Consider the following 19,994-nt stretch of genomic DNA (forward strand, 5'->3'; position numbering starts at 1 on the left):
CTCAACGTGGATAGTAAGGCGGAATATTGGCGTCGACATTCACCCACACCGACTTTGCCTGAGTATATTCGCGCATCACTTCGAAGCCCATCTCGCGTCCGTATCCGCTCGCGCCGACGCCGCCGAAAGGCGATCCCGGATTCACGCGCTTGTAGCAGTTGATCCACACCATGCCGCTCTTCAGTTGCCGCGCGAAGAGATGCGCGCGTTGCAGATCGCGCGTCCAGAGTCCCGCGCCCAGGCCGTATTCGGTGCCGTTGGCAATCGCCAGGCCTTCTTCATCCGATTTGAACGTGCTGACGGTGACGAACGGGCCGAACACTTCCTCCTGCGCGACGCGATCGGTCGGCTTCGCCTGCACGATGGTCGGTTCGACATAGCAGCCTTTCGCGAGCCCCGCGGCGTCCGGCGACTTGCCGCCCGCGAGCACGCGACCGCCCTGCTCCCGCGCGACATCGACATACGAAAGCACGCGATCGCGATGCATCTGCGATGTGAGCGGACCCATTTCCGTAGACGGATCGAGCGGATCGCCGATGCGGATCGAGCGCGCGAGCGACGTGAAGCGTTCGAGCAAGTCATCGGCGATGGATTCGTGCACGATCAGCCGCGACGCCGCAATGCACGCCTGCCCTTGATTATGAAAGATGCCGAACGCGGAACCTTGCACGACAGCGTCGAGATTCGCGTCGCCGAACACGACGTTCGCCCCTTTGCCGCCGAGTTCGAGCTGCACTTTCTTCAGATTGCCGCTCGATGCCTGCACGATCTTGCGGCCCACCGCCGTCGATCCGGTGAACGCCACCTTGCCGATCTCGGGGTGCTCCGCGATGTATTGACCCGCGACGTGACCGAAACCCGGCAGCACGTTCACGACGCCCGCCGGAAAGCCGACCTCGGCCATCAACTGCGCGATCGCGAGGCTCGACAAGGGCGTGAGTTCGGCGGGCTTCATCACGACGCAATTGCCCGCCGCGAGCGCGGGCGCCATCTTCCAGCTCGTGAACATCAGCGGAAAATTCCACGGCACCACTTGTCCGACAATGCCGACCGGTTCGCGCGTCAGATAGTTGAGAAAGCCGGCTTCGACAGGAATCACCGAGCCTTCGAACTTGTCGGCCATGCCGCCGAAATAACGAAACGTCGCGGCCGTGCGCGGCACGTCGAGATTGCGCGTATCGCGAATCGGATGGCCGGTGTCCATCGATTCGAGGCGCGCGAGTTCATCGGCGTTCGCTTCGATCGCGTCGGCGAGTTTCAGGAGCAGGCGTCCGCGATCCGCCGCCGCCATCGCGCTCCACGCCGGGAATGCCTTTTTTGCGGCTTGAACCGCGCGATCGACATCCTCGCGGCCGGCCATCGAGACTTGCGCGATCTCGCTGTTGTCGTGCGGATTCAGTGTCGCGAGCGTTTCGCCGGACAGGGCGGCCACGAAGCGGCCGTCGATGAAGAGTTGCGTTTGCATGTCTTGCTCGTGTCGAAGATTGAAGACGAAGCGTTCCCCGCGACGCCTTTTTCAAGGCATCGTTCTTGTCGAAGGGAAACCGTAGGCGGCTTAGAACGCGACCGGATACGGCGGCAGTTCGCCGCTTTCGTAGCGCCTCGGCAGATCGGGCGTCGCGTTCTCCCAGACGAGAAGCATCGAGCGTTTCTGCGAATAACCCTTGTGGCGGATGTCGGCGGGCATCGCGGCGATATCGCCGGCGTTCATCGTGATGCGCGCGCGCGGCTCGCCGGTGTCCTTGTCGGCCACATCCCAGATGATCTGATCCGACAGTTGCAGGAACCACTCGACGCGATCGTTGCCGTGAAAAACCGGCAGCACGAATTCCTCGGTCGTCGGGCAAAAGAGGCTTTGCTTGCACACGGACGTGACCGATGGATTCCACGTCACGTCCGAACGCGACAGATACTTGAAGAGGCTGAACGCGTGCAATTGCCCTTCGAATTCAGGCTCCGCGTGAATCTCCGGCTCGTCTTGCGATACATCCGCGAACTGGCGATTCACCGGGAAGTCGTCGCGCAACGGCGAATCGCCTTCGAGGCCCGGCATGCGCTTCGTCGCGATGCGCGTGCGGTCGATCGCCGCGATGTTGTCGCCGTGCTTGGCGCCGAATGCCGAGCCGGTTTCCTCGGGAGCCGCGAACGGATCGAAGCCTTCGTTCACCCAGTCCTTCAGGATTGCCTTGAACGTCGCCATGATGATCGGCGTTTCGAATTGCTGCGTGTAATCGACGCCCGCTTCGCGGAAGCTCGCGTTGTACGCGCCGGCATACATGTCGACCTTGCCGTAGTGATTGCGCGTGCCGATCACTTCATCGAAATTGACCCAGCCGTAGAAGAAACCCCACGCGACGTCGCGCATCATCGCGCGCAGGAAGTCGTCGGCGTGCATCTGATGCGAGCGCGTCTGTCCTTCTGCCGGCCACTTCACGGTGACGAAATACGCGTCGCGGCTGAACTCGAACTCGCCGAGCTTGAACGTGCGATAGCCGGTGGACGCATCGGGGTCGGTGGCGACGACGCTTTGCAGAAAAATGGCTTGATCCATGATGTTTTTGCTCCGAAAGATGAGAGTTCGCGGCGGCGTTACTGGATGCAGATGTCGGCCCATTTCTCGACCGATTCCGCGCCGGCAATCGTCTGCACGAGCAGCACGCCGGTCTTTCTCGCTTCGAAGCGATACGCCGCGCCCGCAGGCAGCAGCGCCTGATGTCCGCGACGCAAGCGCACGAAGCCCATCTTCTGGCCTGAGGGCTCGCCTTCGAGTTTCACCGAGCCTTCGATATCGGCGCTTACGAGCGCGCCATCTGAAGGCTTGATGAAGTGCACGTCGATCTCGCCATCGAGCGCGACGACGAATTCATCGTGCGATGCCGTGAACCACGCCGACACGCCTTCCGCGCGCAGCGTTTCGATCACGTACTTGAGGTTCTTGCCGACGACCACTTTTTCGTACGGCGCGGATTGGCTCGCCACGTCGAACACGTTGGACATCACGTAATGCGATGCCTGTCCCTTGATGATTTCGATATTGCCTTTGCGATAGTTATCGAGGCTGCCGAGTCGGGTCTGTTGCATGTCTGTCTCCATGTCCGCGGTCACGTTCGCGGTGTCGCGCTGGAATCAAGATTAGGGCGGCGAGCGCTGCGAGGCAATGAATCGAGGTTCGCGTTTGCCGAACGATGCGTGCTCGATCGCAGCCCTAGGGAAAGTACTTACTTTTGCGCGTTTTTATCCGCGAGCCACGGATAGCGCTGCGTGTCCGCGCTTTCGTAATCCGGGTCGAGATAGATGAAGCAGCGCTGGATCTTGAAGTCGCGGATCTCGAAGACATCGATCCAGCGGCCCGCGTGCGTGACGCCCGCGCGCCAGTCGACGCCGCTTTGCGTCGTGCCGTAACTCGTGCCTTCGATGACCACCGTATCGCCCTGCTGGATCACGTTCAGATACGCGAGGTCGTGCTTGAACTTCGCGACGATCGAGCCGAGGTCCGCGAAGAGTTGTTCAAAGGCCGCGCGGCCTGTCGCGATGCCCCATTTGGGGAAATAGACTTCGGCGTGATCGTCGAAGAGATCGAAGAATGCTGCGCCGCGATCGAGCCTGCGCAGATATTCGAGCGCGATGGTCTTGCGCTGTTCGTCGCTCATGGTGATGGGGTTCATGCTTTAGTCTCCTGATGTCGGATTCAATGCAGCGTGCGCAGATACGCGATGATTTTTTGCCGCCGTGCTTCGTCGCCTTCAAAATAGGTCATCGCGTTGCCGGGCGCGACGGCTTGCGTGTCGGTGAGCCACGCGTCGAGCAGCTTGTCGTCCCAGACCTTGCCCGACGCAGACGCCTTCATGCCCGCCGAATACTTGAAGCCGGGCTCCGATGCCATCGGCTTGCCGACGATGCCGAAGAGATTCGGCCCTTGTCCGTTGGGTTCGCCCTTGCCGAAGGTGTGGCACACGGCGCAGTTGTTCGTCGTGAGTTTCTTGCCGATCGCGACGCTGTCCTGCTGCGCATGTGCCGCAGAACTGGCGAGCGCGAATATCGCAATTAAGTTAGCCATCCGAATCATGATTGACCTCCATTGGCTGATTGCGCCGCGCGATACGCGAACGCGATGATCGGTCCGAGCGTGCCGCCGCCCGCCCAGTAAGCACGCGCGGACGCCGACGCCACGCAATTGCCCACGCCGTACAAACCCTTGATCGGCTCGCCGCGCGTATCGAGCACTTGCCCATGCGAATTGGTCTTCGGACCGCCTTTGGTATCGAGATTGCCTGCGACGATGAGCGCCGCGTAATACGGTCCTTTGGCCGAGAGCGGATACATCGTCTCGTTCTTCTGATCGGCTTTCTTCGATACGGGTCCGTTGAAAAGCTTCTCGACGATGCGCTCGCCGCGATGGAAGTCCTGATCCACGCCCGTCTTCGCGAAGCCGTTGAAACGCTTGATCGTCGCGTCGAGACTGCGCACGAAGTCGTCGCTCAACGTGGCGCTACCGAGCGCGCTCTGGTACTTCGCCATGCGTTCGCGAATCGCGCCCGCCAGTTCCGCAAGCGTGTTGCCGCGCAGTACGTGCCGGTCGTTCGATCCCTTGGGAACGATGAGGCTGCCGTAGTCATCGCTTGCGCAATGCTCCTGCGCCTGCTGATCCCAGATGGAAACGAGCGTGAGATTCGGATACTCGCCCTTCGCGCCGTCCCATTCGGAGAACGCCGCACAGACCTCGTTGTATGCGAGCTTCTCGTTCACGACGCGCTTGCCGTACTTGTTCACGTAGAGCATCGAATCGCCCGTCGGCGTGAAGATGCCGGACAGCGAGCCATCCTTCGCGATGGCCTTGTCGAGCGAGATCGGCGCCATCCACGAGTAGTTCATGTTGCGCAACTGCACGTCGAGCGCGCTGGAAATCCGCACGAAATCGCCTTCGTTGGTTGGCGCTGCACAACCACCATACACCGCGCCGTGCAGGAAGTTCTTGCGCAACTCGGGATCGTGCGTGAAGCCGCCGGTCGCGAAGATCACCGCCTTCTTTGCGCGCACGCGAAAGAGCGTGCCCTCTTCCGTCAGCGATTCGACGCCGATCACCGCGCCCGTTTCATCGACGAGCACTTTCTGCACGCGATAACCCGTCTTGATGTCGATGCCGTCTCGGCGTGCTGCCGCGCTCATCGTGCGGATCGCGACGCGGCCGCCGTCCGACATGCTCGGCAAGCCGTCTTTAGGAAACAGCACGCGGCCGCGCGGCGCCTTGTCTTCGGGCAACTCGGCCCAGTAATCCGGCACCGCGCCTTCATGCCGATACGGCAGCGCGCCCTTGCTCGCGAGCAACTCCGCCGCCGGCGATGCGCTGTCGTAGATCGCCTCGCACATCTCGTACTCCCAGTCGGACAGACCGAGCTTCGGCAACGACGGATCGTATTGCTCGGGCCGCGACAGACGCGCGACATAGCGCATGTAATCAGGCTTCGGATCGGCGATGCCCGCGCGGCGCATCGGCTCGTTGTTCGGCACCCAGTACCAGAACGCGGCCTTCGCGGCCGTGCCGCCGACGCTGCCTGCCTTCTCGAGAATCACGACGCGGTTTCCCAGCCAGCGCGAGAACAGCGCGCACGGCAATCCGCCGCCACCGCCGCCGCACACGACCACGTCATACTCCGCGTCGAACTTGACATCGCTCGCCGCGCGCGCCGTGAGCGATACCGCGCCGAACGCGGCCGCCGCCGTTCCTGCGCCAGCGGCCTTGATGAAGCTGCGTCGCGATGCGGCAGAAAGCTTGTTCGTCTCACTCATGTTTGTCTCCATCGTTTGAATGTGCTCACCAGTAGTGCCACGCCTGCACGAGAATTCCGTTGGTGAGCGTGGTGTTGCGGCCCGAAACCGAGTGTTGGTATTGGATCGAAAGCTGGTCGTACATCTTCTGGTGCAGGAACGGCAGGCTATTCGGCTTGAACTGGAACAGCACGCCGAGTCCCACGGTCGTTTCGCGGCTCGCGCTGTTGGAAAGCGGCATCCCCGCCGTCTGATTGAAGGTGCCCCCGCTCGTCTGATAGTCGAGGCCGACGAAAGGAATCGCGAAGGGGTTGTCGGGCGGCGAGATGCTGTAGCCGACACGCAAATTCAGATGGAACGTGTTGCCCGGGCTCAGATCGTCCTGACCCGAGCGCAGCGTGCGTCCGCGCAGAATGCCGCCGAGCAGGAGGTCTACGTTCAGGTGTCCGTACCAGTCGTCATAGAAGACTGACGGCCAGAACGACCACGTATTCGTCGATACCGCGTTCTGCCCGACGGGCACTTGTACATAGGTCTGAAAGCCGAGCGTCGTCGCGGGCGCGGGGTTGTACCAGACGAGCCCGCCGACGAGCGGATCGCCAATGCCGCTTGCCGAGAATTGCGAGCCCTGCGTGCGGATCGCGGGCACCGTGATGCTCGCGTTGAAGCCGACATGCGGCAGCGACGGCACTTTCCAGTAGTGGATGAACGTCGATAGCCCGACGAAGGTGTTCGTGCCCGGACCCGCGACCTGATTGCCGTGTGAATCGAATGCGCGGCTGTCGTGATTCCATTCGAGGTTCTGGCCGAAGGAATCATAGGTGCCTTCGAAGTCGCTGCTGAACTGCCACGTTTGCGGACGGTCCGTCGCGAAGGGAATGCCCGACGCGTGGGCCATCGTGCAGGTTGCGCCAAGCATGGCGAGCGCCCATGCGTGACGTCGTCGTATCTTTGATTTCGGGTGCCGCATTTGCATCGTCGTCTCCGGTCGTTCGTGTCGTATGAGCGAACGTTACGAAGGCGCGGCGTATCGGTCTTTCAGGTTTCGGAAATTACAGATTCCGGCGGATGCGGGTTTACACCACGCACAAAGCACGCACGCGGCGTTCGCAAACGGCGACCCATCGCGCGTGCAAGAGCTTTGCGCTCGCATCTATACTCGCGTGGACAGCGGCATCGAAAGCCGCGAGAAAAGGAGACGTAACGATGAGCGCCATTGCAGCGCCCGCTCGCATCGACCGCTTCAGCAAGCTCGCGGGCGTTCCGGGACTCGAATACTGCAGCTCGGGCCCGCGACCTTATTCGCTGGAATTGAGCAATTCGTCAGACATGATCTGCCTGCTGCTCGGCACGATCGTCTCCGATACGCGCTACGACGACGGCCCCGCCGCGCCCTTCACGTTTCGCGCAGAAACGGCCGCGTATCATCCGCGCGGCGGCAGCATGCGTATCGACGCGCACGATGTGCGGCATGGCTTCATCGCGTTTCGATATGCCGATGCGTTCGTGGACCGCATCGCCGATCGCAACGCGGAACCGTTGCGTCGCGCGGGCAGCCGCAGCAATCTCGACGCCGATCCGATCCGTCATCTCGTGCGCTATGCGCGTCAGAAAGCGCATGACGGATCGGGCAAGACCGATCCGTGGGAACTGCAGTGCGTCGCTACGCTCGCGTGGATCGAAACGACGCGTCATCTCGAACGCGCCGCGCGCGAACGTAAATCGGCGCTGACGGACGCTACATTCGCAACGCTCGCAGCCTATGTCGCCGACAACATCGATCAGAACCTGTCCTGCGCGGATATCGCCGCCGAGCTCGATCTGCCCGTGCGCGCGGTCTTCGATGGCGTGAAGGCGCGTACCGGTTATTCGCTCTATCGCTATGTGCTGGAGAAGCGCATCGGCGCCGCTGCGCGCATGTTGCGCGCGGACGATGCGCCGCTTGTCGATATCGCCGCCGCGTGCGGATTTTCGTCGCAGCAACACATGACGGCGCTCTTTTCGAAACGGCTCGGAACCACGCCACTGCGCTATCGAAAAGCCGCGGGATAAGCCAGGAGGAAGCATGGACCTCTTCATGTCGATGGAGGCCTTCGTTCGCGCAGCCGAAGCGCAGAGTTTCGCGAGCGCGGCGCGGCAGCTCGGCGTGGCGAAATCGGTTGTCACGTCGCGTGTGAAGCAACTCGAGGAGCACTTCGGCGTCGCGCTGTTTCATCGCTCGACGCGTGCCGTGCGGCTTTCGGAAGTCGGCGAATCCTACTATCAGGATTGCCTGCTGCTCGTGTCGAAAGTGAACGAGCTGTCGGGACGCGCGATTCCCGAAACGCAATCGCTCTGTGGCACGCTCAACGTTCATGTCTTGCCCGGCTTCGCGCTCGGACACTTTTCGCAGGCGCTGATCGCGTTTCGCGAGGCGCATCCGCGCATCGAGTTCGTCGTGACGGTGAACGATCGCGTGATCGATCCCGTGCAGGAAGGCTTCGATCTCGCTCTGCAGATTTATCCGCCCGCGTCGAACCTGCTCGTCGAGCGCAAGCTCTTTCCGGTGCGCGGCGTATTGTGCGCGACGCCCGCGTATCTCAAGGAAGAGCCTGCGATCGAGACGCCGCTCGATTTGCTGCGTCACGATTTCGCGCGTTACGCGCACTATCCGTGGGGCGACAACTGGCCGCTCATGAAGGGCAACGAGTGCTATGAGATCGCGCTCAACGCGGTGCTTAAAACCAATAGCGTGCATCTGCTGCTCGAGTTCGCGCGCGCGGGCGCGGGCGTCGTCTATCTGCCGACGATGGTCGCTGCCAGCGATCTGCTCGAACGCCGTCTCGTGCGCGTGCTGCCCGATTACGCTGCGCCGCCGTTGTGGCTGTCCGCGGTGTATCCGACTTCGCATCGTTCGACGACCAAGGTGAAAGCGTTCGTCGACTTCCTGCGCGAGCGCTATCTGAGCGAGCCGCAATGGGACAAGGCACTCGGCATTTCGCCGCCCGATGACGAAGAGCGCAACGTCGACGAAGAACTCGGCGACGTGTGATCGCAACTAGAGCACGTAGAGCCACGCGAGCAAGGTGACGATCGAAAAGAGCGTGGTCATCGAGATGACCGCGCCGACCACGCCCTTCTCGACGTCGTATTCCGAAGCAAGCACGTATGCGCTTTTCGCGGTCGGCACGGCGGCGCACACGACCGCGGCGATGGTCGCGTCGTGACCAAGTCTTGTCGCGAGGCACAGCGCGTACACGACGAGCGGCACGATCGCGAGCTTGAGCGCGGTCAACAGCGCGTAGAGATTGACGCGTCCGCGCAACTCGTCGAGCGTGAGATCGAGACCGATCGCGAAGAGCGCGCATGGCGTCAGTGCTTCGCCGAGTATCGTGAGAAACGATGCGACAGGAACCGGCAGCGTCAATCCGACGACGGACCACAGCAGTCCGCAAATCGTCGCGAGAATGACGGGATTGGTCGCGATCTGCCGAACGAGCGCGGTGACATCGATCTTGCGCGATGCATCCATCCGGCCGATCTCGACCAGCACGACAAGCACAGGAAACATGATCGCGCCGACGAACACCGTCGCGACCGCCGCCGCGAGCACGCCGGGCTTGCCGTAGAGCGTCTTCAGGATCGGCAGCGCGACGAAGCCGGTGTTGGTCATCGCGACGGCAGCGGCGAGCATCGCAGCGGATGCGAGACTCGCGCCGCGCACGATGCGCGCGACGAGCAACACGGCGGCGAAGCAGATCATCGAGCCGCCGCCGAACGCCGCGAGAAAGCGCCATTCGAGCAGCGAGCGAAGCGACTCGTCGGCGATGGTCAGAAAGACCAGCGCGGGCATCGCGACGTAATATGCGAAGCGCATCAGGGAAGGCGCGAGCGCATGCGGCATGTAGCCCGACACGCGCGCCACCCATCCGGTGAGAATGATGGCAAAGATCGGAAGGATCATGCCGGCAAGATGCATGGCGGACTCCGATATCGATGCAGCGCCCGGCGCGAGCGCTCGCTGCTGAAATGGGCATCATTATCGGAGAAAAACGTCGCGCGACGTGCGATCTTGCGCAGCCGCGCGACGCTCGTCCGCTAGCGTGCGGCCAGCAACGCTCTCGCTTCCTCGCTCGACAGCACGCCTCGCTCCTCGCGATTCGCGGCGCTCGCCGCGTAGACATCCTTGCGTGCGTGCGTGATGCCGAGCGGCGCGAAGCCGTTGGCCGGATTGAACGCGAGCCGTTCGATACGCGCTTCGTCGTCGACGGATGGCGGTGCATCGATTTCGAGTTCGCCGATGGTCACTACGTCCGACTTCCACGCGATGGATGCATCGTTGACGGGCGTCGTTTGTTCATCGACGAAGAATTGCACGCCGAGTTGCCACTTGACCGGACCTTGCTCCAGACGATTGCAGATATCGGCGCGCAGATAGTTGTCGCCATGACGCTCGGCGTTCGTCCCCGAGGACGTCGACGGATGCGGATGCAGCGAATACTTGATCGCCGCCTGCCCTAGTTGCACGACCGATCCCCAGTAATGCTCCGTCGCCAGGCTGTCGACGTGATGCACTCTGGTTTCCTTGAAAAGGATCGCCAGAATGCGCGCGCCCTCGGCGGGCCCGAGTCTTGCCATCATCATCTCGCGCAAGCCCTGCGCGATCCCGCTCACCGTGCCTTCCGCAAGCAACGCGACGATGATATCGGCGACCGCCATGAACTGAGCGGCGTCGCGCGCATGTGAGCGACCGCCTTCGTTGGTCATCAGCAGATCGGTTTCCGCGCCCTCTTCCGTGAAGAACTTGAGCGCGATGCCGCGAACGTCCGGCGACGTGTCCGGCTGCGGACACGGCTGTCCGTTGGAGATGCGGCATGCGGCGCGATACGTCGCCGGGTGCTTCGCGAAGGGGCCGAATCGCGCGGCATCCGGAATATCATCAGCTATCCGAAGCACTCCGAAAGCGCCGAGCAATGACTTCTGATGTTGCGCTCGATCGACCTGTCCGTTCAGCCCCGTGTGTTTGCTCGCGGCCAGCTTCGTCTGCTGCGCGCCGATCGCCGTGACGAGCATCGCGAGCGTGGCGGCGTCATCGAGCTTGTCGGTCCAGCCGGCGCCGTCGCCGGCGGATTGAGGGGAGTTCACGATCAACCTCCGTTCGCGCCTGGAGTGATAGCGCGCTGTTTAAGTGTAGGTGCGTCAGCTGACTCGTCTGACTCACGCGCCGGCACCGCGCCTGCCGCAATGCTGCCGTCGGCGCGCGCCGCGAAGTAGCGATAGATCGCGTCGATGTGATTCTCGATCAGCGCGTTGCCGCGATAGGCCGGCATACCCAACGGCGGATTGCCGTCGAGAATCGCGGCGATGAAGCGCTCGCGGCTCTGCGTGCGCGCAAAGCCGACGATCGACGGCGCGGCGAGTCCTTCATGATCCTTGCCATGGCAGCGCGCGCAGTCGGCGACGCGCACGGCCCGCCATGCATCGATCAGCGAGTTGTCGGCTGCGGCCGCTGCGTGAGCATGGGCGACCAGCCAAACGCCGACGATGCCGGCAAGCGCTGCGCGAATCAATGATTGCGTCCTGAGATTCGGCCGACGTACTTCCATCCCTGATCGCGTATCCATACGTAAGTGAAGCCCGTTGGACCGTCGATGAACACGGTCATCGGCCGCTCGCCCGCCGACGCTTCCTTTTGCGGTTCCGTCGACGCCTGCGTGATGCGCGCTTCCGTCGGCTTCAGGTTCGCATCGCGATCGTCGAGGCGCCAGCCGTCGTCATCGGCGTAAATGAGGCGTGACGTTCCGCCCGTTGGCGTCTGAACCGTGAACGCGAGCGGATCGGCGTCGGTCGCGGCAGTCGCGGCGAAGGTGCTGGCGCACGTGAGCATCGTGATCGCGAGGAACGTCGCACGCTTTGTCTGATGGGATCTCATTTCGGGTACCTCCTTACGGGCCGCGCGGTCGCGGCTGTCCAGATGGGCTTATGCATAGAGAACGAACGTGGCCTCGACGAATGTGAAGCCCGGAGATCCGCGTGGCTGACTATTTGATTTCGCTGCGGACAAGAGTCTGTCGTGTGGGAGCATCGCCACGCGGGGCCGATGAGCGGCCGTCTTTTGATGGGCTCAACTATCGACCGAACGATCGTCTGGAAAAACCATGCATCGGGAGGGATTCAGCCCCGCCATTGGGGGACTGCGAAATGGAACGAGGATCGAATTCGTCGAAGGCGTCCCCGCCGCCTTCGCACATTGCTACTGGCCGCTATAGATGTTGCAGCTCAGGCCCGGCGTGCAGAGTTGCATCGTGCTGCCCGTCCAGGCATCGCGCGATGCGCTGCCGGACTTGCTCGTCGACATCGCTCCGCCATAGCTGGAATCGCTCGTTGCCGTGCTGCCGTCTTGCGCATTCTGCTGCGCGGTGCTGCCTTGGGCCGGCGCCATCTGCATGTTCTGCGTTTGCGCGACGGCGCTCATCGCGAAGACGCTTGCGGCCGATGCGGCCAATAGAAGAGTTGCTCTCATCGCCATCACCTTCTTGAGTCAAGAAACCGATTGAGGACTGCAAGCCTGCGACGAACTCGCGGGCACGCATGCTGGGACCCGGTTTCGAGCGCGAAACGCCGCGCCTTCCGGGCTTCTGATCGAACTTGAGGATGGGGCTTGTAAGCCCCGAAAGCGCGTGGCGGGTAGCACGCACTCCTACCCTATACCGCGGATCGGAAAAGTAAATTCCCGATCCGCAGTTTCCTTGGCCGGCGCGCATGGCAGCATCTGCGCGAACGCGCTTGCTTAAGCAGATTGCGATATCGCGGCATGCATCGAGCTTTCAATCGCGTGGCGTTTCGAAGACGATGCACGGTTTTGCTATATTGGATTTCCCGCCCGGGATTTTCGACGATGCGTGTCGGCCGACCTGTCAAACCTCTGCCTCATCCGAATTGCGATTACTGCGGCGCGCCCGCGACCCTGACGCGCGCGGGCGACGAGGCCTATCCGTATCGCGAAGACCACGGCCCGCTCTGGTTGTGCGCCGATTGTCAGGCGTGGATCGGCATCTTTCCACGCAGCACGCGTAATGTCCCGCTCGGCCGTCTCGCCGATGCCCGCCTGCGCGATCTCAAAGTGAAACTGCACGCCGTTCTCGAACCGCTCGTGCAGGCGAAGGTCCGGCGCGACGGCTGCAATGTTTTCGAGGCGCGCTCCAAGGGCATGAAGTGGCTCGCGCAGGCGATCGGCGTCGAGCCGGAGAAATGCAGCATCCACACGCTGGACGCCGATCAATGCGAGCGCGCGATCGCCGTCGTCGAACATTTTGAACACGAACGCGCCCGGCACCCTTCAGATTCGACGATCGATGAACGTTAACCTGAAAAGGTCAACGTTCATCGGTCCTCGCATGTCACGCACTATTCCTTTTCAGCGCTCGCCGCAAGCGACGCGCGCGCGGCTCAGCAAAGCGCAGCTGCTTCCCATCCCGCGCGCAGTGGCGGACGAGCTCGCACTCGTGGCGCATATGTCGCTGACGGCGTTGCGCTCGGGTTCGTCGGACGTCGCGCCGGCGCAGCATGTCACCGAGGCGATTTATCTCGCCAAGTTCCTCGCCGAAGCGGGACACGGCGATTTCTCGCATGAAGAACTGCTGCTCGCGGACCAGTCGATGGCCGCCGTCTTCGACATCGGACGCACGTCCGGTTCGTGGATCCTCGCGCCCGAGGACTTCGAGCGGATCGCGGCGATCGTGTCGCTCTACGATCATCAGTTGCGGCGCGCGTCGCTCGCGGCCTTGTCGGTTGCGAGCGAACGGCTCGAACGCTTCAAGGCCGGCGAGCCGTATCAGTCGACGCAAGCCCGCAAGTCGGCGCGCGTTTGACGCTCGCGTTCGCCGTCAAAAGGCGGTACGCAAGCCGATCATCACGCTGCGGCCGCCTTCCGGCGCGATGTCCCGCACGACCGAGCTCGCGTAGCGCACTTCCTGATTAGTCAGGTTCTGGCCGCGCAGAAAGGCGAGCCAGTTCGTCGCGCCGACGCGAAATTTGTACGTCAGGATGACGCCGAGCGTGGTGTAGCTCGCGGTCGGCAGTTCGTTTTCCGGCACGCGATGCTGCGCCCACGCGTGAACCAGTTCGGTTCTCGCGCCGTACGGCCCATACGCGTAGTCGAGCGCGAGCGTCGCGCGCAGCGGCGAGATGCGTGGCAATGCCTCGCCGGTATCGATGTTGCGAGCGTGCGTGTAGTCCGCGACGATTTCGACATCGAGACGTTGCGCGCCCTTGTCGAAGACGCGCCAGGTTCCGTCCAGTTCGACGCCGTAGAACTCCGCGCGCACGCCGCGATAGACGGCTTCGTTGAGCGCATCGTCGGTGCCGGGCGCGACGGGTTCGTCGTCGTCGTTGACGAGCCGGCCGGTGTTGAATTCCGTCAGATAGTTGCGAAAGCGGCTGTAGAAGACGCCCGCGCTCGCCTTGTTCGCGCCGCTCGCGAAGCGCATCGACAAATCGGTCGAGATCGCTTTTTCTTTTTGCGCGTCAGGGTTGCCGATCAGATATTGGCCGGTCGCATCGTGCGGACCGTTCGAGTAAAGCTCGTAGTACGTGGGCGCGCGTTCCGTGTACGCGACATTGCCGGCGAGGCTCCACGCCGAGTTCAGCTTGAACAGCGCGCCGGCCGAGACGCTGCCTGCGTTGAAATCGCGCTTCGGGGAATCGGCGAATTTTTCGTTTCCACCCGACGTCGGATCGATGTTCACGTGTTCGTAGCGTGCGCCGATGCTCAACTTCAGCGCATCCGTGACCGTCCACTCTTCCAGACCGAAAAGCGCCGCGTTCGTCGTCTGCGATGTCGGCACGAGCGCTTCATCGCCGAGCGCGGAGAACGTGTTCTGGCCGAGTTGCACGCCGATCGCGCCATCGAGCGGACCGATCTTCCGGTGCCGCGCCTCGATGCGCGCCTCGTATCCGTGATTGCGGAAAATCGTGCCGGTCTCGCCGTCGTCGATCTCCTTGTGCTCGTAGTCGGTGTAGGCGAAGTCGAGCTTCAACCGGCTGAAGGGGCCTTGCAGATCGCGTATCTCCGACGACGCCGCGATGTGATCCTGATGCATGCGAAGACGCACATCGTCCTCGGCGACCGAGCCATAGTTCGCCTCGTATCCGTTGTAGCTGATGCCCGCGTAACCGTCCGTCCACGTGTAGGACGAGCCGACGGCGCCGCCGTGCCAGCGGCCGTCACTGTTCGGGATGCTGCCGTAGGGTTGCGCGACATCGGGGCCGTCGAGCGCGCGTTGACCATCCGAGTGCGCGAATCCGGGGATGCGCTCGTTACTCGTCTCGCGATCGAAGGCATCGACGTGGAAAGCGAATCGGCCATTTCCGCCTTCGACTTGCGCGGCGCCGGCGCGGGCATCGTTGGCGCCGCCGTAGCTGGCATCGACTTGTCCCGACACGCCTTTGATCGGGTCGCGCGGGATGCGGTTGTCGATCGTATTCACTACTCCGCCGATCGCGTTCCCGCCGTAGAGCAACGCCGCCGGCCCACGCACGATTTCCACCCGTTCCACTGAGAGCGATTCTTGCGGCACGGCGTGGTCGTAGGACAACGACGATGCGTCGTAAGCCGCGACGCCGTTCTGCAGCAAGCGGATTCGGTCCCCGTCCATGCCGCGGATGATCGGCCTTCCGACCATCGGACCGTAGGTTGTCGTCGAGACTCCGGGGAGTCCGTTCAGGGTTTCGCCGAGGGAGTCGGCGCGTCGCAGTGTGAGGGCAGTGCCGTCGAGGACGCTTGTCGGGGATGCCAAAGCGTTTGAGCCTAGCGGGTTCGCGGTTACGAAGATCGGTTGGAGCGATGTGTCGTTTATCGGTTGAGATTGGGCGCTGGCCGCAGTTGTGATTAGGAGCGCCGTCCAAGGCAGGACGTTGAAGGCGCGGGCGGGCGTCGATGTTGGGTTTGGACTGAACACGGTCGCTCTATGTGATGTTATAACGTTTCGTTTGGTCGGCGCTGTCCGGGCATGGAGGCGGCACATCGCTGTGAACGACGAAATGATATAACGTATCGCGTGGTTTGGCTCGGTCGGATTATGGTGATTTTCAATGGTCGACGACTTGAACTTTACGGATTATGTAGTGTTTGATACAGACGGCGAGTTGCGGGTGTCTTTCGGGCGTTCAGATTTGGCGAGCGGGCTGCTTCGCGATGATTCGGACTGTTCGGTGGACCTCTTTTCGTGAAACAAGTTGAGTTTGTTTATCTAACCTATTGATTTTTAATCGGTTTTTTGAATTCTATTGTGGTTCGCTTTGTTCCACGCACGAGTAGAGCTTTCGATACCCGTCACGTTGGCGCATTGGTCTTTGGTTAGCCGCGAATGATCGGCCGGCCGCACCCGAGCACCGATTTTGTTCGCCTTGCGATGGTCCTGAGCCACCGTTGAGTCAGTCCGCGGACATTCGTTATCCATGCACGCTAAATACAAGGTATGGCGTGGCGAATGGACCAGTTTGGATAGCGTCGCATGGTCCGCTCTTGTCTCTGGCGGCAACGATAAAGAATCACCACTCCTCCTCGACCTTCGCCAGTCACTTCAGCTAATGGCAATCAGGCGCCAAGGTGGGTTGCAGGTTTAACAGCGGTAACGGCGTCGGCGCGCCTCATTGGGCGAGACAGGGACGTACTCGGCGTTTTTCATTTTCGAGTGCCGTCGAGCACTTCCGCTTTCCGCGGTCGCAAGCAGAAGGTCGCGGTCCGTCGGCTTGGGTGTGAATGAAGATGGCGGTGTTCGCGAATAGACGCGAGGAGCACAGGCGCGGGCAGAGCATTCCCCCACGCGTACCGATTGCCGGAGATTCGTCGTCGCATGCTGTCCAATCGATGTGCTCAGTGCGTGCGTTTTGATGTTCTCGTCTGCCACAGAGTGTCCGAATTCGGACAGTCCGCGTGCAACCGCTTCCGCTGGTGAGAAGCGAAGTGATCGGTGGCCTCGAGTCCCGAACACGGCTGAGCAGCGTCGCGCCTTCCGGATTCGGATCGCTCGTTACGGTCGCGCTGTCGGAGCGGAAGACATTTTTCGGCTGGTGCGCTCCGTCATGCGATCGAGGCCCGTTAGCGAAAGCCTCGCCTGCAGCCCACGGCGGGCAGGCCGGCCATACATGTCCGAATTCGGACACTAAGGTCGCTGGCAACGATGGTCTCGTATCCTGCCTACGCCGTCGAACCGGGGCACGTGTCCGAATTCGGACACCAAGGTCGTTCGCAACAGTGGTCGCGCATCGTGCCTACGTGCTCGAACCCGGACATGTGTCCGAATTCGGACACCAAGGTCGTTGGCAACAATGGTCGCGCATCGTGCCTACGCGCTCGAACCCGGACATGTGTCCGAATTCGGACACATGCCACTCTCGCCCTTGAACTTTCGTCACGCGAAACTTGGTTTGTCGCCCATAAAGAAACCCGCCGAGGCGGGTTCAAAAAAATCACTCAGACCGAATCGAGAACATCTTCCCTATGTGTTCTCTAAGTTGACTTTCCTGCTCCTCTGTCATCACTCCGGCTTTGAACTTGAAGGTCAGTCCCTTGACATCCTTCGTGATGCTCCCGGCTTGGACCTTTCCGGCGAAGATCTTCAGGATGCTCCGCCCACCGGCATCCGTCGCCGATTCTCCACGGCTGGCCTGTGCATTCAAACTCGGCGCAACCTTCGTCTGAACCAGGTCGCCCGACAGCACCATCGGCCACAATTCTTGCAGCACCTTGAGTCCATGTTCGCCCGTCTTCTTCAGTGCGTTCGCGATATCCTGAGCCGACGATGCTCCGAGCACGGACGGGTTCAAATCCAGATCCCGCTTCACGAAGTCCGGGAGCGCATCATATGCAAGAAACCGATACAGGTCGCTACGAGTAATGCCCATAGCTTCCGCGAGCCGCGTTCGGTTCGGAAATTCCGCTTCCGCACGACGAATCGCGATGGCGATTTCATAATCAGACAGATCATCGCGCGTCACGTTTTCCATCAACGCCAAAGCCGCCATGTCCTGATCCGTGCAGTCGATCACAACTGCGCGAACAGTCGCCTTGTTGATCAGCTTATGTGCGCGCCAGCGTCGTTCGCCCGCAACGAGTTGGAACGATTCTCCGACTCGTCGAACCGTTACCGCCTGCAACAGCCCAACCTCACCGATCGACCGCGCCAACTCGGAAAGCTTGCCTTCGTTGAATTGACGACGCGGTTGCCATGGATTCGGCACGATCGCATCGACCGAGATTTCTGTGTCGACACCTCGGGCTTCGAGTTCCTGGATCCGAAGCTGTGCAGCAGCTAGCGCACTCGTGATTCCCGGCATCGTCTGCGGGCCACGAGTGGTCTTATCCTTTTTGTTCTCGCCTTTGAAATCCGCGGGCTTCGGCAGGTTGGCCGTCTTGGCCATGAGTTGTTCTCGGATGTTATTACTCATGCCGACTCCCTCCACGATTTGACGAACATATCATCCAGCCATTTGGCATATTGCATCATGGGCTGTCGCACTCGCTGAAGCGACTTCGCCGTTGAATGCGTGCTGACCACGTCGAGTGCCGTCGAGAAGGAAAGCGCGCCTCCGCTCATGACCGAGCTGGCCGGAATCTCGAACGGGTCGAGCCAGCGCCCGTATGCGCTTTGCGCCCATTGCCGAACAACCGGCGCGGACGACGTCTTGCCGTAATCCACCTTCGACAACAAAATAGAGATGAAGTCGTAGACCTTATCCTCCTCGTAAGGAAGGAAGTCTTCGGCAACGTCCGAGAAGAGTCGCCAGAACGCGAGCGAACTAATGAAGTCGAGATTCTCGGGAATCATCGGCATGACGAGCGCGTCGGCGGCGAGCAGCGCGTTCAAATTCATATACGACAGCGACGGTGACGTATCGATCAGGATGTAGTCGTACTGCGAGCGCAATGGCTCGAGACCCTCGCGCAAGACTGCCCAGAATCGATAGCCCTGAATGGTCTTCTGGCGAGCCGGCAGCAAGAACTCCGCTCCATATAAGAATGTATGGCCGGGGATGATGTCGAGGCCATCCCAATACGTCGATTGCACGCTCGCGCCGAGACCGCCCTCTACGTTTTGATCGTAGATATAGGGCAGCACGGTGTCGTCGCCGGAGATTTCCTTTTCGGCATAGAGACCGCACAACTCCGAAGCCGAAGCTTGCGGATCGAGGTCGATGAGCAATACTTTGCGGCCAAGAAGCGTCAGAGCCTGTGCGAGGCAAACCGTCGTTGTGGTTTTAGCGGAGCCGCCCTTCAACTGAGCCGTTGTCAGCACCTTGCCTCTGAAGGTGCCGTTGCTGTCGTCGAGCCGGGTCTGGTAGATATCAGAAGCCATCTTCACCCAGACGCGCACTTCAGGCAGAGTAAATGTCCGGCTGCGGCCGCTGCCGTTCAGCGTGCCTGTCGGAAGCCCGCCTTCGCCTTTCGTGACCAGATATTGAATCTGCTGCCGAGTCAGATTGCACATCTCGGCCAGTTCGCTAATCGTATAGAACGGCGCGAGCTTACGCGGACGCGGCGCCAGAATCTGTTCACGAAGGTTATCCGAGAAGGGTTCCAGGTTATCCGCGAACTCAGCAACTTCGCGGAGCGTAACCTTCCGGTCTTCCATAGGTAGCGTGCCTACGTTTGCCATTCTGCGCTTTCTCCAAGTATTGACGTCGAAGCGCAGAATACACGAATACGCGTAAACAAGGTTGTATTGCGTCGAGTTTTAACCGATCGGCCAGCGGTGTATATCCAACCCCTTGATTTTTCGTTCTTTTCTAAATAGGCCGCTCGGTGCCGTGAATTGAGTAGACGGCGAAGAACGAGTTGAATCCTAAGCATCGTGAAATCACTGCGGCGTCCGCACAAAAACCACCCCGGGGGCGGTTTTTGTGCGGTTCGCTCTCATCCGCTTTTCTATATTAGATTCAACGACTTAACGAAATTCATTCGCCGCAGCGAGCGTAAACTCAGTCGATGTCAGTTCAGTCTTTTTGTAAACCTAAACCCACCCACCAACAAACAGCGCCACCCATTTCCCTTAAAAATCAACACGCAACCCTGTGGATAGAGGCGCTTTTTGTGACGCCTAGGGCGCTTTTTGTGCGGACGGCGCCGCAAATTGGGCCGCACGAGGCGGAAATTGTGGCGACCGGGGTGGAAATTGTGATCCGCCTCAGCGAACGGGGCGATTTTTGTGCGGATAACGTCAAGCAGGAGCGGGGTGGTTTTTGTGTTG

The 19,994-nt window shown here is 61.2% G+C and carries 19 protein-coding genes; 4 read left to right on the plus strand and 15 right to left on the minus strand.

The features are described from left to right. Position 1: 1 nt before the first annotated feature. From BG60_RS00665 to BG60_RS00695, 7 genes are all read right to left on the minus strand, one after another. Entirely contained in the window at positions 2 to 1,465 is a 1,464-nt protein-coding gene (locus BG60_RS00665) for an aldehyde dehydrogenase family protein (protein WP_034470095.1), read from the minus strand. Positions 1,466 to 1,555: 90 nt separating this feature from the next. Then, positions 1,556 to 2,551: a hypothetical protein gene (locus BG60_RS00670; protein ID WP_033536888.1), complete on the minus strand. Its 996-nt coding sequence runs from the start codon at positions 2,549 to 2,551 to the stop codon at positions 1,556 to 1,558. A 38-nt stretch (positions 2,552 to 2,589) separates the two neighbouring features. Then, positions 2,590 to 3,081 carry a cupin domain-containing protein gene (locus BG60_RS00675; protein ID WP_033536925.1) on the minus strand — a complete coding sequence of 164 codons (492 nt, stop codon included), beginning with the start codon at positions 3,079 to 3,081 and terminating at the stop codon, positions 2,590 to 2,592. Positions 3,082 to 3,218: 137 nt separating this feature from the next. Then, the gene (locus BG60_RS00680; protein WP_008346123.1) at positions 3,219 to 3,665 is read right to left on the minus strand and encodes a nuclear transport factor 2 family protein; all 447 of its coding nucleotides are present in this window, start codon (positions 3,663 to 3,665) and stop codon (positions 3,219 to 3,221) included. A gap of 23 nt (positions 3,666 to 3,688) precedes the next feature. After that, entirely contained in the window at positions 3,689 to 4,066 is a 378-nt protein-coding gene (locus BG60_RS00685) for a c-type cytochrome (RefSeq protein WP_008346125.1), read from the minus strand. Then, positions 4,063 to 5,787 (minus strand): FAD-dependent oxidoreductase, encoded by a 1,725-nt coding sequence (locus tag BG60_RS00690; RefSeq protein ID WP_008346126.1) that lies wholly within the window; start codon positions 5,785 to 5,787, stop codon positions 4,063 to 4,065. The genes BG60_RS00685 and BG60_RS00690 overlap by 4 nt, the downstream gene beginning before the upstream one ends. A 25-nt stretch (positions 5,788 to 5,812) precedes the next feature. Beyond that, positions 5,813 to 6,685, minus strand: coding sequence for a transporter (locus BG60_RS00695; protein ID WP_033536889.1), 873 nt, complete (start codon positions 6,683 to 6,685; stop codon positions 5,813 to 5,815). Positions 6,686 to 6,972: 287 nt separating this feature from the next. Between BG60_RS00695 and BG60_RS00700 the strand changes: the two genes are divergently transcribed. Both BG60_RS00700 and BG60_RS00705 read left to right on the plus strand, forming a co-directional pair. Further along, positions 6,973 to 7,818: a helix-turn-helix domain-containing protein gene (locus tag BG60_RS00700; protein WP_008346129.1), complete on the plus strand. Its 846-nt coding sequence runs from the start codon at positions 6,973 to 6,975 to the stop codon at positions 7,816 to 7,818. A 13-nt stretch (positions 7,819 to 7,831) separates the two neighbouring features. Next, positions 7,832 to 8,797 carry a LysR family transcriptional regulator gene (locus BG60_RS00705; protein WP_008346131.1) on the plus strand — a complete coding sequence of 322 codons (966 nt, stop codon included), beginning with the start codon at positions 7,832 to 7,834 and terminating at the stop codon, positions 8,795 to 8,797. A 6-nt stretch (positions 8,798 to 8,803) separates the two neighbouring features. Here BG60_RS00705 and BG60_RS00710 read toward each other — a convergent pair whose 3' ends face one another. From BG60_RS00710 to BG60_RS00730, 5 genes are all read right to left on the minus strand, one after another. Further along, complete coding sequence (locus BG60_RS00710; RefSeq protein ID WP_008346134.1) at positions 8,804 to 9,724, minus strand: AEC family transporter; 921 nt, start codon at positions 9,722 to 9,724, stop codon at positions 8,804 to 8,806. A 119-nt stretch (positions 9,725 to 9,843) separates the two neighbouring features. Then, positions 9,844 to 10,890 (minus strand): catalase, encoded by a 1,047-nt coding sequence (locus tag BG60_RS00715; protein WP_235366304.1) that lies wholly within the window; start codon positions 10,888 to 10,890, stop codon positions 9,844 to 9,846. A gap of 2 nt (positions 10,891 to 10,892) precedes the next feature. Further along, entirely contained in the window at positions 10,893 to 11,315 is a 423-nt protein-coding gene (locus BG60_RS00720) for a c-type cytochrome (RefSeq protein ID WP_008346138.1), read from the minus strand. Continuing rightward, positions 11,312 to 11,677, minus strand: coding sequence for a hypothetical protein (locus BG60_RS00725; protein WP_008346140.1), 366 nt, complete (start codon positions 11,675 to 11,677; stop codon positions 11,312 to 11,314). The genes BG60_RS00720 and BG60_RS00725 overlap by 4 nt, the downstream gene beginning before the upstream one ends. 321 nt (positions 11,678 to 11,998) lie before the next feature. After that, the gene (locus tag BG60_RS00730; RefSeq protein ID WP_235366305.1) at positions 11,999 to 12,268 is read right to left on the minus strand and encodes a hypothetical protein; all 270 of its coding nucleotides are present in this window, start codon (positions 12,266 to 12,268) and stop codon (positions 11,999 to 12,001) included. 375 nt (positions 12,269 to 12,643) lie between these two features. On the opposite strand from BG60_RS00730, the gene BG60_RS00735 reads away from it, so the two are divergent. Next, positions 12,644 to 13,111, plus strand: a complete 468-nt coding sequence (locus BG60_RS00735) for a zinc-finger-containing protein (protein WP_008346143.1) — start codon at positions 12,644 to 12,646, stop codon at positions 13,109 to 13,111. A 31-nt stretch (positions 13,112 to 13,142) separates the two neighbouring features. Continuing rightward, positions 13,143 to 13,616, plus strand: a complete 474-nt coding sequence (locus BG60_RS00740) for a hypothetical protein (RefSeq protein WP_008346145.1) — start codon at positions 13,143 to 13,145, stop codon at positions 13,614 to 13,616. A gap of 15 nt (positions 13,617 to 13,631) precedes the next feature. Here BG60_RS00740 and BG60_RS00745 read toward each other — a convergent pair whose 3' ends face one another. From BG60_RS00745 to BG60_RS00755, 3 genes are all read right to left on the minus strand, one after another. Further along, a complete protein-coding gene (locus tag BG60_RS00745) occupies positions 13,632 to 15,770 on the minus strand; it encodes a TonB-dependent receptor (protein ID WP_404989942.1) in 2,139 nt (712 codons plus the stop codon). 1,447 nt (positions 15,771 to 17,217) lie between these two features. Next, positions 17,218 to 18,195: a ParB/RepB/Spo0J family partition protein gene (locus tag BG60_RS00750; RefSeq protein WP_034470099.1), complete on the minus strand. Its 978-nt coding sequence runs from the start codon at positions 18,193 to 18,195 to the stop codon at positions 17,218 to 17,220. Further along, positions 18,192 to 19,403, minus strand: a complete 1,212-nt coding sequence (locus tag BG60_RS00755; protein WP_033536892.1) for a ParA family protein — start codon at positions 19,401 to 19,403, stop codon at positions 18,192 to 18,194. The genes BG60_RS00750 and BG60_RS00755 overlap by 4 nt, the downstream gene beginning before the upstream one ends. Positions 19,404 to 19,994 lie beyond the last annotated feature (591 nt).

This window comes from Caballeronia zhejiangensis (assembly GCF_000698575.1).
GTDB lineage: Bacteria > Pseudomonadota > Gammaproteobacteria > Burkholderiales > Burkholderiaceae > Caballeronia > Caballeronia zhejiangensis.